General features: G+C 68.9%; 9 protein-coding genes. 7 read left to right on the plus strand and 2 right to left on the minus strand.

Annotation, left to right across the window (positions count from 1 at the left end):
* Positions 1-957 carry an SCO2521 family protein gene (locus ACLQ28_RS26510; protein ID WP_425688979.1) on the minus strand — a complete coding sequence of 319 codons (957 nt, stop codon included), beginning with the start codon at positions 955-957 and terminating at the stop codon, positions 1-3.
* A gap of 296 nt (positions 958-1,253) precedes the next feature.
* On the opposite strand from ACLQ28_RS26510, the gene ACLQ28_RS26515 reads away from it, so the two are divergent.
* The 6 genes from ACLQ28_RS26515 (at position 1,254) to ACLQ28_RS26540 (ending at position 10,735) form a co-directional block, all read left to right on the plus strand.
* A complete protein-coding gene (locus ACLQ28_RS26515; protein ID WP_425688980.1) occupies positions 1,254-5,468 on the plus strand; it encodes a HEAT repeat domain-containing protein in 4,215 nt (1,404 codons plus the stop codon).
* A 76-nt stretch (positions 5,469-5,544) separates the two neighbouring features.
* Positions 5,545-7,344, plus strand: coding sequence for a RyR domain-containing protein (locus ACLQ28_RS26520; RefSeq protein WP_425688981.1), 1,800 nt, complete (start codon positions 5,545-5,547; stop codon positions 7,342-7,344).
* Positions 7,334-7,846: a hypothetical protein gene (locus tag ACLQ28_RS26525; RefSeq protein WP_425688982.1), complete on the plus strand. Its 513-nt coding sequence runs from the start codon at positions 7,334-7,336 to the stop codon at positions 7,844-7,846. Before ACLQ28_RS26520 ends, ACLQ28_RS26525 begins: the two co-directional genes overlap by 11 nt.
* Before the next feature lie 150 nt (positions 7,847-7,996).
* Positions 7,997-8,680, plus strand: coding sequence for a hypothetical protein (locus ACLQ28_RS26530; protein ID WP_425688983.1), 684 nt, complete (start codon positions 7,997-7,999; stop codon positions 8,678-8,680).
* 376 nt (positions 8,681-9,056) lie between these two features.
* Complete coding sequence (locus ACLQ28_RS26535; protein ID WP_425688984.1) at positions 9,057-9,689, plus strand: hypothetical protein; 633 nt, start codon at positions 9,057-9,059, stop codon at positions 9,687-9,689.
* 113 nt (positions 9,690-9,802) lie between these two features.
* Entirely contained in the window at positions 9,803-10,735 is a 933-nt protein-coding gene (locus ACLQ28_RS26540) for a diacylglycerol/lipid kinase family protein (protein WP_425688985.1), read from the plus strand.
* A gap of 132 nt (positions 10,736-10,867) precedes the next feature.
* Here ACLQ28_RS26540 and ACLQ28_RS26545 read toward each other — a convergent pair whose 3' ends face one another.
* Positions 10,868-11,230 (minus strand): hypothetical protein, encoded by a 363-nt coding sequence (locus tag ACLQ28_RS26545; protein ID WP_425688986.1) that lies wholly within the window; start codon positions 11,228-11,230, stop codon positions 10,868-10,870.
* Between the two features lie 523 nt (positions 11,231-11,753).
* Here ACLQ28_RS26545 and ACLQ28_RS26550 point away from each other — a divergent pair.
* Positions 11,754-13,508, plus strand: a complete 1,755-nt coding sequence (locus tag ACLQ28_RS26550; protein ID WP_425688987.1) for a family 43 glycosylhydrolase — start codon at positions 11,754-11,756, stop codon at positions 13,506-13,508.
* Positions 13,509-13,547 lie beyond the last annotated feature (39 nt).

Genomic DNA, 13,547 nt, shown 5'->3' on the forward strand with positions numbered 1-13,547 from the left:
TCAGCGTCCGCACGGCTCGTCGACGGCCACCCGGCCGGCCAGGTCGCGCAGCAGAGCCATGTTGCTCACGCTGATCTGATCCCGGATCCAGTTGACCGACGAGTTCCACTGACGGCTGAACCCGGGTACCTGCTCCAACTGGTCCCAGATGGGCCGCAGCCGCGGGTGCACTCGCGCGCCGGGCAGCCACAGGTGCAGCAGGTGCTCCAGCACCGGCCGCAGCCGGTCGACGTGCTCCTGCCCGGAGGCCGATCGGGTGACCGCGGACTCCACCAGCGAGGACAGCACGGTCAGCAGCCAGTCGTGCAACGCGAGATCTTCGCAGAGCCCGGCCACGGCGGCCGGCACGTCCTGCGGGTCGAGCACGAGTTCGACCGTACGCAGGGTGGGCGAGTCCACGGTGACCACCGCCGAGACGTCCCGGTTCGGACGCTCGTCGGCCTGCGCGGTCCAGCGCAGCCGTGTGCGGGCGGTGCGCAGAGGCGGGCGTCGGTCCAGCAGGTCGGACATCTGCACACCGTCGAGCACCCTGCTGGTGATCGCCTCCAGGTTCAGCACGTCGGCGTTGTTGCCCTGCAGGAAGCCCGCGCTCAGGTCGGCGACGTCCAGCTTGCCGACCGTCTCCAGGACGCCGGGGTTGGCCAGATAGTGCGACCACGGCTGGCGGCGCTCACCGGCGACGACGTGGATGACCGAGGAGGCCTGCACGATCCGGCCGCCGGTGATGATGGCCCGGGTGACGACGGCTCCCACCCCACGTAACTGGCGCTTTCTGGCGCTCGGGAGCCAGCAGTCGACACCGGTGCGGACATCGGGTGACACCGCGTACAGCGATGGACGCCGGGAGGTCAACACGGCCTCGCCCTCGATCAGGCTGAGTACTTCGGCGCTCTGCTCCTGGGCCAACGCCGTGCTGTGCTGCAGAAGGCTGGTGTGCACCTCACCGACCGTGAGCATGGCTTCCTCCGCAACGCTGCCACCGACCTGCGTTCATCCCGCGGGATGCGGCTCATGCTGATTGACGTACACCCCTCGCGACCGGCACTGACGCGGATCCGCGTCGGACAACCCGAAACTCACGAGTACGAGATTCGACCGCCCGGATCCGTGTCTGTTGATGGCATCATAGGCCCGGGGTCGACGGGAATCCCATCTACGGCGGGCGTTCGGAGTGTTCGCGGGTCGGACGGACGTGACAACGGCTGATATTTTCAATGGTGCGGTCGCCAGCCACCCCCTGGAGTTTGCCGTTCATGAAGGTCTACATTTCGGCCACTCAAAAGGACCTGCTGGAATACCGCGCTGCCGTGCACGCCGTGGCTCGCCGTCTGGAGATCGACGACGTGGCCATGGAGGCGTACGGCGCCGACATCCGGCCGCCTCTGGAACGCTGCCTCGCTGACGTGCGCCGGTGTGACCTCTACGTGGGGCTGTTCGCCTGGCGGTACGGGTTCCGGCCGCCCGGCCAGGAGTCCTCCATCACGGAGTTGGAATACCGGGAGGCGCTCGCGGCGGGCAAGCCCTGCCTGGTCTTCCTGCTCGCGGAGGACACGCCCTGGCCGGTCGACATGATCGACCGGGATGCCGACTGGCAGCAAATCGTCGCGTTGCGCCGTGAGCTCAAGGAGCGCCACCTCTGCGCCTTCTTCTCCGGCGTGGACGACCTCACCGCCAAGGTGACCGCCGCACTGGCCGACGTACGCAGTGGCAGGTCCCCGGCGCGCGAGCCCGCCGACCCGGACACCCACCTGCCGACGGCCGTCCGCAACCAGTACTACAAGCAGTTGTCGCTGAGATACCAGGCCGTCTCGGTGGACGCGGTCTCACCGCGTCCCACCATCGGCTATCTCACCGTCGGGCTGCCCAAGGTGTTCGTGGAGCCCCGCGTCCACGAGGACGCGCGACCGGAGATGCCGCTGGCGTGGTGGCGTTGGGCCGGGTCCACGCCGGGCGACGACGTCGGCGGGCTGCCCGGGGTAGTCAACCCGGAGGAGGTGGAGCGGCTCTGGGAAGAGTACGCGGCCAAGGACGAGCTGTCGTTGTTCGATGTGGTGTCCGACCCGGGCCGCCGCACGATCGTGCTGCTCGGCGACCCCGGCTCCGGCAAGTCCGCGGCCGCGCGGTACATGGCGCTGACGCTGGCCGGGGTCTGCGTCGAGCCTCGACTGAGTGCGCTGGACCGGTACCTTCCCGTCCTGATCGAGCTGCGCTCCTACGCCGCCCATCACGGGGACGGCCGGTGCGACGGTTTGCTCGACTACGTCGGCCACCGCCACCAGCAGGGGCTGGCCGGTGTCGACCAGGACGTGCTGGAGGCGTACCTGCGCCAGGGCGGCCAGGCGCTGTTCCTGTTCGACGGCCTGGACGAGGTTTTCGACCCGGCGCAGCGGGAAGAGGTGGCCGCGCAGATCGCCACGTTCGCCAACGAGTACCCGGGGGTGCTGACCGTGGTCACCTCGCGGGCGGCCGGCTACCAGCGGCACACCTTTGCCAACACCGGCTTCGACCACTTCACCCTGGAGGATCTCGACGACGAGCAGATCGCGAGGTTCCTCGGCAACTGGTACCGCTACGTGATGCCCACACCGGCCGCGGAGGCAGAGCGGCAGCGGCGGCAGATCCTCGACGTGGTGGGCAGTTCCCGAGCGATGCGCGAGATCGCCGGCAACCCCCTGCTGCTGATGCTCATGGCGATCGTCGGCCGGGGTCACCCGCTGCCCCGCAACCGACGCCGGCTCTACGCGCACGTGACCGACGTACTGATCTCCGAGTGGGATGTGACCAAGCAACTGCGCGAGAGCCACGGCGACGTGCCGTCGCTGGACCTGCAGGCGAAGCGTCGGCTGCTGCGCCACCTGGCGTATTGGATGCAGTTCCGCGAGTCCGGCCCTGCCGGAAACTACATTGAATCCGACGAGCTGGCGCGCATCTTCCGGGACCACCTCGTCGCGTTCTACGGTTTTGAGAATGAGCGGGCGCTCGCCATGGCTTACTCGATGATCGACAAATTGCGGCAGCGAAGCTTCATCCTGGAACGGTACGGACTGCGACTGTTCGGGTTCGTGCACCGCGCGTTCCTGGAGTTCTTCTGTGCCGAGGAGATCGTGGACAGATGCGAGCACGATCCGACCACCTGGGGCCTCGATCATCTGCGTTCGCTGTTTCGCGAGCACTGGACCGATCCGTCGTGGCGGGAGGTGCTCCGACTGGTCGCCAGCGCCCTGCCCGCCCAGACCGCCAACGAGCTGGTCACCCTGCTCGCCACCGAGGCCACTCAACCGTGGCCGCCGCTGAACCTGACCGGGCCGCCGTGGAACCTGGTGTTGGCGGCGCAGTGCGTGGCCGAGGCGCCGCAGCCCGCCGAACTGGCCGGCGCGGGCGACGCCGTGCTGCGCCAGGTCGTGCGTCTCATCGAGCATGGCATCTCCGCCGACGACCCGAACCTGGTGGATCTCACCGAGCAGGAGCTGCTGTCCTCGATCCGGGCGCTCGGCCCGAGTTGGCCCGGCCGGGAGATCTTCCTGCACTGGTACCGCCGCCGTGGGGTCCGGACCAGTTGGCGATCCGGCTCTCCCTTCGCCACCCGGGTCGCGGCGGTGCTGTCCACCGCCGAGGAGCAGATGGAGGAGCTGCTCGTCCGGGAGCTGGGGCAGGGCCGAGAGCGGCAGGCCCACCTCACCCTGGTCGCCGGGCTGGCCGAGGCCGCCGGCCGCCTCGAGGCCACCGGCGGCAGCAGTCGCCGATGCCGGGACCTCCTGCTCGCCCAGGCACAGGCCGAGGTCTCCACCGCGGTGCGGCAGGCCGCTGTACGCGCACTGGTCGCCCACTTCGGCGCCGACCTCGACCTCGTGGACGTGCTGCGCGACCTCGCCAACTCCCCCGATCTCGCGGTGCGGGCGCTGGCCGTGCAGTCCCTCGGCAGCCGGTCCGAACTCTCCGACGACGTCCGTCAGGTGTTGGCCACGGCCACCGGGGACACCGCCGTCGCGGTGCGACGAGCCGCCGCCGGAGTGCTCACCGCGCGTTGCGCCGACCTGCCGGACGCACCCGAGACGATGCAGCGACTGTTGGCCACCGACACCGACCCCGGTGTGGTGCAGTGCGTGCTGAAGGGTCTGCTGATTCTGCCGGAGTACGCCGAGACCGCACGAACCACGGCGTTGCAGCGGGTCACCGGCGATTCCCCGGACGAGGTCCGACGCTGCATTCTGACCGAGCTGCTGCCGGAGCGACCCAGCCCGGAGAGCACCGAGCTGTTGCTGAAGCTGGCCTGCTCGGACACGTCCGCGCGGGTCCGCGCGGTCGCCGTGCAGCGGTTGGCGCTCGTACCCGACCCGGAGGGGCGCTGCCGGGCCCGGCTGATCGATCAGATTGAGCAGGACGAGGAGTCCTCCGTGCGGGCCGCCGCGGTCACCGCTCTGATCGACCGGGACCGCGCCGACGACACCGGGTGGACCGTGGTGGCCCGCTCGGCTCACGTCGACGAGGACGCGACGGTACGCCTCGCCGCGGTGCGCGCGCTGGCCGAGGCCTACCCGGACCACCGCACCGGGGAACTGCTGCTGGAGAGCGCTCGACGCGATCCGACCGCGAGCGTCCGGCTCGCCGCGGTCGACCTGCTCACCGGGCGACCGCTGTTCGGCCACGCGACCCGAGATCTGCTCATCAGCCGCGCCTCCCAGGAGCGGGACCCGATCGTCCGGCTGCGGGTCACCCGTAGCCTGGCCCGTCTCGCCGACCCACCAGACCAAGAGGCGCGGGAGTGCCTTGCCGAGCAGGTCAGTCGGGACCCCGACCCGAACGTGCTGTGCGCCGCCGCCCAGGCGCTCGCCCGCCACGGCGACGCCCCGGGCCTGATGGAGACACTGTGCCGGCGGGCCCGCCGAGACAGCTACGTCGGCATCCGGTTGGCCGCCGTACAGACCCTCTGCGCGTACGGGAGCCCGGAACTGGTGACCGACGTGCTGCTGGAATGCGTCGAGTCCGACACCGACCCGACCGTGTTCGATGCGGCCGTACGCTGTCTGACCGAGCAGGGCTCGGCGTCCATGGCGGTGACGCTGCGGCTCATGCGCCGCCTGTCGGACCAGGACCCGGCGATCCGCGCCCGCATCGCCGCCGCGCTCGGCGAGCACTTCGGCGCCGACCCGGAGGTTCAGGTGCTGCTGGTCGGGCTGGTCCGCGACGATCCGGCCCTGGAGGTGCGCCGCCGGGCCGTGGAGCAGCTGGGCGCCAGCCTGGCCGGCCGCACGGGGGTACGGGACCTGCTGCTGCGGCTGGCTGACGACGATGACTGGGAGATCCGCCGGACCGCGCTGCTCGCGTTGACCCGTCACTACGACAGGGACACCCGGACCCGGGAGGTGCTCGTGCGGCTGGCGCATCAGGAGGATGACGGCGCGGTGCGGCGGCTGGCGGGGCAACTGCTGGCCACGCTGCCCGACACCCGACCCGACGACTTTCCGTGATCGATCCGGAGCCGTAGGTGCACGCGCGTGCGCGTCGAGCGAGGATCCGATCGACCTCGTCAAATACCATGGGCTCATGACGGATCCGGTCGCCGGCTCGTCTCGCCCGGCTGGCTGGAGTCTGCGGGTCCTCTTCGGAGTGATCGGGCTGGCCGCTCTCGTCCTCGGCTATGTCGGCTTCGAGCGCCTGCTCCAAGCCCGACCGGACGTCGCCCACGATCCGTACGACGTGCTCTACTACGACCTGCAACTCTTCGTCTTCGGCGCCGAACCCTTCCAGAACGCCGGCCCCTACCCGTGGCAGCTGCAGGTCGCCCGGTTCGCCGCCCCGCTGTTCACGCTCCTCGCCGTGGCCGAGGCCAGCCGGCTGCTGCTGGCCGCCGAGAGTCGCCGCCTGCGCGCCCGGCGGGCACGTGGTCACGTCCTGGTCTGCGGCGACTCCCAGTTCGCCCACATGCTCGCCGACCGGCTCTTCGCCGATGGTGAACGTGTGGTGGTGGTGCGCTCCGAGCCATTCGGGCCGCTGGAGTACCGGTGGCGCCGGTACCTCGGCGTGGTCGGCGACCCGACCAGCCCTGAGGTGTTGCGCGGCGCCGGCCTGCCCCGAGCCCACACCATTTACGCCTGCAGCGAGGACGACGACCGCAACCACGCCATCGCCAACACCGCCAACCGGCTCATCCAGGACCGACGGCAGCCACCGCGGGTCTACATCCTGGTTCACGACTCGGAGATGTGTCTGTCCCTGCAGGCCCGACGACTCGGTGCCGCCGGGTCCAGCCGGCTGCGGCTGGACTACTTCCACGTCGACGACGTCGCCGCACGCGCACTGCACCGGCACCACCCGCTGCCCAGCGCGGGAGACCAACCAACCAGGATCCTCATCGCGGGCACCGGCACCTTCCGCCGGGCTCTCCTGGTGGAGACCGCCCGGCACTGGCGCGCATCCCGAGCCGACACCCCCGGGGGCCACGCCGTGCCACCCCTGCGGGTGGACGTCGTGGCACCGGATGCCGGCACCGAGATCGCCCTAGCGTCGTCGCGCTACCCGTTCCTGGCCACCGTCTGCCAGTTGACCGCGTACGACCTGGATCTCGACGGTGTCGTCGGTCTCGGCCGCGACCGCTACGACCGCATCTACGTCTGCGCACCGGACGAGATCAGCGGCCTGCAGTTCGTGCTGAACACGCCCGCCCTGTGGCAGGTCGCCGACAGTGCCGTCTTCGTGCCGGTCTACCGGCAGGCGGCGCTCGCCGCGGCCTTCCACGGCGACTCCCGTCACGACCTGCTCGACGAGGTGCACGGCAAGCTCCGCCTCTATCCGGTGCTCACCCACGCCTGCGACGCCCGGCTGATCGCCGAGGACCTCACCGAGCGGCTGGCCCGGCAGATCCACGAGCGGTACGTCCAGGCCCAGCAGCGCGCCGGGGTAGGACTCGGCGATGCCCCGGCGATGGTGGACTGGTCACGACTACCCGAGTCGTTGCGGCGGGCCAACCGGGCCCACGTGCAGGACATCGCCGCCAAGCTGTTGGATCTCGGTTGCGTCGTGGCGCCCCGGCACGGTGGCACCGGTGACGCCTCGGCCGCCGGGCAGGCCATCGACGACCGGATCGAGGAACTCGCCCGCCTGGAGCACGACCGGTGGTGCCGGGAACGGCGCGGGGACGGCTGGACGTACGGCGACCCGCGTGATGACGTCCAGCGGCGGCATCCCGCCTTGCGGCCGTGGCAAGAGTTGCCATCCGACGTGCAGGAGCAGAATCGCGAGGGGATCCGGGCATTGCCCGACGTGCTGTCCGACAGCGGGTTCGAGCTGATTCGGCTGGCACCCCCGGTGCCCGCGCAGCGGAGAGGCCCGAGGGATGCCGCCTGACCACGGCCCGGTCCGCGTCGGCGTGACCGGGCACATCAACCTGACCCGCGACACCGAGCTGCTCGTCGCCGACGCGCTCCGCGTCGAATTGGGCCGGATCAGCGACCGGCCCGTGCACGGCGTGACCTGCCTGGCGGCCGGCGCGGACCAGGTCTTCGCGCGCACGATCCTCGAACTGGGCGGCACCTACGAGGTGATCCTGCCGGCCCGCGACTACCGGGCCGCAGTGATCAGGCCGGAGAATCGGCTGGCCTTCGACGAGCTGCTCGACCGGGCGGCAGCGGTCGTCCACACCGGTTACGACCGCTCGGACACCGCCGCCTACGTGGTCGCCAACCGGGAGCTGGTCCGACGGGTGCAGCGACTCGTGGCGGTGTGGGACGGCAAACCTGGCCGGCACCCCGCGTCGACGGACCGGACCATCGACAGGGCACGGCACCACGGCGTCCCGACCACGATCCTCTGGCCCGTCGGTGCCCGCCGAACGCCCATCGAGGGCTGATGGGCCGGTCCTGCTAATGCCGGCAGCCACGTTACGAAGAGACCTACCCCAACACGGGTGGCCGTGTCCCTATCAGCGGTCCGCCGACGCCCCACGGATCATCCGAACGACAGGGGCAGGAAACAGCTCGGCTTCGCCGATCATGAGCAGGTGACGCGCACCGAGAGCTACACGCTGGCCGGGTTCGTGGCTGGCTTCCGCTGGATACCAGCCGGACAGGACTGGACCGCCGACCTACCGCGCGTCGTCCCCACTGTCAGCGACTGCCTTGCCGATTTTCTCCCGGCCGATCGGGACATCGAGCCGTGGCAACAGCCTCTGTTCGAGCCGTGGCACCGATCCTTCCGTCACGCAGCCAACGCCGTGGGGCACGCGCCTTCGGACTCCCGCACCGCTCACGTGCTGAGCATGAGCGTGGTGGCAACGGTGGCCACCGAGCTGGCGACCATGATCGAGAAGTGGATCGGCGACCTTCCACATCCAATCCGGATGAACCTCGCGCAACCTGTGGCCACCCCACCCGGCACGATTCTCGGATTCGAGGTACTCGGCTTTGGCACCGGCCGCTTCCACAGCTGGCTCTGCTACCGGCTGGACACCCAGACACCCGACAAGCTCGGCATCCGGCCGGGGAGTGCTGCGCTGCTGACCACCCTCGACGATGCACAACGAGTCGCTGACCTGGCCAACGACAACCGCGGCACCCATGACGGCACCCCTGAGGACGTCACCTGGTTTCCCGCACTCATCACCGAGCACAACATCGATGGGGCCACCCGCAGTTCACCGGCATCCGCCGGTCCGCCAAGCGTCATGGCCCAAACGGAGGCCTGAGTCCGTCCTCACCCACCTTTAGGCTGCACCGTCACCGTCACCGTCCCACACGACCAGGGCGGCAACCGGTAGATCGTCACCGACAGTGCGCCCTACCACCTGTGGGCGCACTGCCGGGCGTGCAACAGCTGGTCCAGCGGCCGGGCCGGGCTCAGGCGGGAAGACCGCCCGCCGGCCTGCCTCAGACCGTCATGGGCACCACCACTCCGGAAGCCCACGGTGCGCGGTGAGCGAGTTTCGGCCGCACGGTCGCAGCGATCCGCACCGGTCCGCGGGGCAGCGAGGGGCGCCTGGTCGATACACTGGCGCCCGTCGATCGCGTCAGACCGGAGGATCCATGGGGGAGTTACCACGAGGGAACACGTCCGTCCCACCGGTGCCGGCACCTGCGGAACGACAGGGGCACCGGGCAGGGGTGTTGCCGGCTGTCATCGGTGGTGTCTTCGCCATCGTGGCCGCCCTCATCGCCGGCGTGTTCACCCTCTTTCCCCCTCCGGAAAATGCCTCGGCGCCCAAGGTGGACACCGCGAGCCCGTCGGCAGGTTTGCCGGCCGGTCCCGGAGTGGGAACCGTCAGCGCGAGCCCCACTCCCTCCGATCCGGGTGGGACACCTTCCTCGTCGGCGGACAAGGTTCGCTGGGCGCATCCGGTGCGGTTGACCTTCGTCGACCTCGACTCGGTCCCGGCCCAGGTGCTGAGCGGCAACGACAAGGCGAGCGTCTGGGTCAACTACGGCACCTCGGAAAACGTGCTCTACGGCCTCAACGGCGGCTTCTTCACCACGAAGCCCAGCATCGCCGCCTGGGAGGAGGTGCCGCGGCCCACCCGCGAGCAGTGCGCCGACCTCATCTCCACGCAGGGGACCGAGACCCTCCCGATCGCCGACGACAGCCGCTTCTGCGTCAGGACGGCGGCGGATCGGGTCGCCTACCTCGCCATCAAGAAGTTCGACCGGGCGAGCGGCACGTATCTGGCCGACGTGACGGTCTGGGAGACCCCCGAGGGGTAGCCATCGCGCCGGGATACGACCCAGAGGGTATGGCCCTCTTGTCTATTGATCTCAACATGGTCGTTCACGACCCGAGGCGTAGCGGACCGGCTGGCTGGGTAACACCGGCGGTCATGAGCACGAGTACCGCTGCCCCCACCACGCCCGTGACCGCCGCCCGGCTGGGCGCGGTCGCCGTGGTCGCCCACCGCCGCAAGAGCCTCGGTGGCGGCCTTGACGAGCTGCGGGCGACCCTCGCGGGCGCCGGCATCGACGACCTGCTCTGGTACGAGGTGCCGAAGAGTCGCAAGGCGCCGAAGAAGGTCCGCAAGGCGCTGACGAAGGGCGCCGAGCTGGTCTTCGTGTGGGGTGGGGACGGCATGGTGCAGCGTTGCGCGGACACCCTGGCCGCCTCGGGGACCCCGATGGCGATCCTGCCGGCCGGCACCGCGAACCTCTTCGCCGCCAACCTCGGCATCCCCGAGGACCTGGCGGAGGCGGTGCGGATCGGCCTGCACGGCCGGCGACGCCGGCTGGACCTGGGCCGGCTCAACGGCGAGCACTTCGCGGTGATGGCCGGGGCCGGGTTCGACGGTGACCTGATCCGTGAGGCGGACCGGGACCTCAAGGGGCGGCTCGGCCAGCTGGCGTACGTCTGGACGGGGCTGCGGCACGTCCGGGGCGAGCTGGTGGACACCCGCATCCGGGTGGACGGGGTCACTTGGTTCGACGGCGAGGCGAGCTGCGTGCTCTTCGGCAACGTCGGCACGATCACCGGCGGCATCCCCGCCTTCGACGACGCACGAGCCGACGACGGCTGTCTGGAGGTGGGCGTTTCGACTGCGAGCGGGGCGATCGACTGGGCCCGGACCCTCGGCCGGATGGCCGCCGGCCGGTCGACGGACTCGCCCTTCGTCCGGATCACCCGGGGCCGCCGGATGACGGTCCGCTTCGCCGAGCCGCGGACGTATGAGCTCGACGGCGGGGCGCGTACGGCGGTTCGGAAGCTCAAGGTGCGCTCGGTGCCCGGCGCGCTCACCGTCTGCTGCCCCGAGCACCCCGCCTGACCTGCGCCGGCTCGCCTCGCGGTGAGAACAGCGTCGACGGCCCGCCCCGAGCCGGAGTCCCACGTCGAACCGTCGATCGACCGGGACCAGGTCGTTCGTCGTGTCGAGCCCTGGTCCCGGCCGATCGGCCGATCAGCAGTTCTCGGTGGTGTACGGGACCCACGGGCTGAGGTATGCCGCGCTGATGAAGCCGGATCCGCCGGTGCTAAAGCGCGCGTGCCACCAGACGGCGATGCCGTTGACCGTGTCGCCGCGCGTGGCGCAGTCCAGGTACGCCGTCACGCCGCGATTCACCTGGCCATAGGCTGTGCAGGAAGTATGCGGCCCGGTGCGGTAACGGACACCGGCTCCCGTCGCCACGGCCGTACGGCTGCTCCGGTCCGACCAGCCCTGCCCGCAGGCCGCCGCCGCCGGTGTCGCGGGCACAACGTAGGTCACCGCCGCCGCGAGTAGCGCGATACCTGCCAGCCGAGCACTCATTCGTCGCGTGGTCATCGTTCTCCCTCCTCAGAGGCGAATTTCAGCCCAGCGTATATCGATAGAGGTGCTCTACCTCTCGCTTCTCGTAGAGATCGGGCTGCTACGGACCGTCGGGCCCACCACCGGCGAGCGGCCATCTTCGTGTCGGACCTTTGGGCCGTGCCGGCCTTCGACGATGGTCATCCAGACCGGTGCGCGGGCGACCCCGGCCGCAACCACCACAACAGACCGACACCATGATCCAGCCTAGCCATAGGACATTGATGCTCTTGACACGCTCCAGAAAACACCGTTAACATCACCGCAACATTGTTAGCGCTAACAGCCGCCGGACGCTGATCCGCGCTGGACGAGACCGAGCCGATAGACGCGCGCGCTGGAAGCTCAACTGGTCGAGCGGACAAGCTTTCTCCTACCCTTCGCACCTTCGAAGGCTGCCTCACACCCTGCAATTAACCATGCTAGGCCGGTTATCCGGAAAGTCGGACACTTCTGCCCGTTGTTAGCGCTAATACGCCTAGACGGAAGGTAGGACCTGATGGTTATCGAGTGGGCTGCCGGCAATCGACGTCGAGGTTTAGCGGCTATTGGCCTTGCTCTCGCGATAGGGGTCGGGGTGGGTCAACTGACACCGATCCTGCCGGCCTCGGCGGAGAAGCCGGTGCCGCCGGCGCCGCCGGGCGTCGGACCTCAAACCCCGTCCGCCAAGGTGCCACTGGCCGGTGTCGACATGGCCCAGACGTATGTGAACCCGATCAATTTGCCCGGGATGGCCGTGCGCAACATCGTAGGGACGATGCCGCCTACGGACGAGAACGTCGCAAACACTTCGCAAATCCCGGCCAGCTTGGACCTGGAGACGTGGACGGCGGCGTCCGGGCGGACTCTCGCGGGCCGATCCACCGTCGGGTTCAGCAGGATTTCGGAGAACTCTGCACGGACCGGGGCGGACTGGTCCGCGCTGAACGTCGACGGGACCATCTATCTCTATGCATCCGGTGCCATGCAGAATGCACCGAACAACAACCGCACCGTCTGGTCCACTACCGACTACCTTACGTGGACGCCCCATCAGATGAACCTGGGCCTGGTCGCACCAACCGTCGTGCAGCTTGGCGACAAGTTCTACATGGCCGGCAACAACACGCCGGTCTATCAAGCGGACTCACCCACCGGGCCGTGGACCAGCATGGGGAATTTCCTGCGCCCGAACGGCCAGACCCTGAGCGTTGGCGACGTGCAGTTCTTCCCCGACACGGACGGCCGGCTGTACTTGACGTACAACATCGGCTCGCCGATCATGGGCGTCGAACTCGACCCGAACAATCCTCGGCAGCTCATCAGCGACCCGGTCGTGCTCTGGACTTTTGACCCGCGCCAGGAGTGGCAGCACATCGGTGACAACAAGGCGACCTACACGCATGGGTACGTGGAGGGTTCGCAGTTGTTCAAGGTGGGGGACACGTATTACCTCTCGGTCGCGTCCGGTGGCACGGAGTTCACCACGTACGCGACCGGCGTGATGACGTCGAAAAAACCGCTATCCGGGTTCAAGGTCACTCAGCAAAACCCGATCGGCTACGGAAACAACCACCCGAGTGCGGTATATCCGAACGCCGGGCACGGCAGTTTCGTACTCGACAAGTCCGGCAACCTGGTCTTCTTCTACACCTATGTCATCGCGTACGAGGAGTTCTTCGAGCGGCGACTGGGAATGGACATCTGCAACGTGACCCCCGCCGGTCCGAAGCGGGGAGCAATCGATTGCGAATTGTCCAACACGCCGCAACTGGCTCCGGGGAAGAAGATCTCGGGTAGGGACGACGTCGGACTCTACAACGTGGCCACCAACAGCCAGGCGTACTGGGCAAGCAGCTATGCGCCCGGGCGCAACCCGTACTACGGAAGCGACCGCTCCCTCTCCACCTGGTGGGAGCCGGCTGACAGCGATACCGCGCCCACGTACATCAGGGGCTTCGGGACCGTTTTCCACATCTCCGCCGCGCAGATCCAGTGGAAGGAGCTCGGACGCACGTTCACCAAGGACAACGCGGTGAAGTACACGCTGGAGTACAAGGACATCCCCACCAACACGTGGCGACCCCTGGTCGACAGGAGTACGAACACCACCGCGTACACGGCTGACTACGTCACCTTCGACCGGGTGCTGACGAACGCAGTCAGGCTGAAGGTCCTGGGTACGACCGAGAGCGTCAAGGTCGGAGTCCACGAACTCAACGTGTTCGGGGAGAACTACAACCTGGCCGTCGAGAAGGGCATGATCACTCCATAGTCCGGATGCTGGGCCGTGCAGTAGGAGCGGGCGAGATCA

Origin of the sequence: Micromonospora sp. DT201, assembly GCF_049841575.1 — a bacterium.
GTDB lineage: Bacteria > Actinomycetota > Actinomycetes > Mycobacteriales > Micromonosporaceae > Micromonospora.

Coding starts and splice junctions, on each gene's coding strand:
- ACLQ28_RS26545 (WP_425688986.1), bottom strand. CDS start 11,230: ATGACCACGCGACGAATGAGTGCTCGGCTGGCAGGTATCGCGCTACTC.
- ACLQ28_RS26515 (WP_425688980.1), top strand. CDS start 1,254: ATGAAGGTCTACATTTCGGCCACTCAAAAGGACCTGCTGGAATACCGC.
- ACLQ28_RS26520 (WP_425688981.1), top strand. CDS start 5,545: ATGACGGATCCGGTCGCCGGCTCGTCTCGCCCGGCTGGCTGGAGTCTG.
- ACLQ28_RS26525 (WP_425688982.1), top strand. CDS start 7,334: ATGCCGCCTGACCACGGCCCGGTCCGCGTCGGCGTGACCGGGCACATC.
- ACLQ28_RS26540 (WP_425688985.1), top strand. CDS start 9,803: ATGAGCACGAGTACCGCTGCCCCCACCACGCCCGTGACCGCCGCCCGG.
- ACLQ28_RS26510 (WP_425688979.1), bottom strand. CDS start 957: ATGCTCACGGTCGGTGAGGTGCACACCAGCCTTCTGCAGCACAGCACG.
- ACLQ28_RS26550 (WP_425688987.1), top strand. CDS start 11,754: ATGGTTATCGAGTGGGCTGCCGGCAATCGACGTCGAGGTTTAGCGGCT.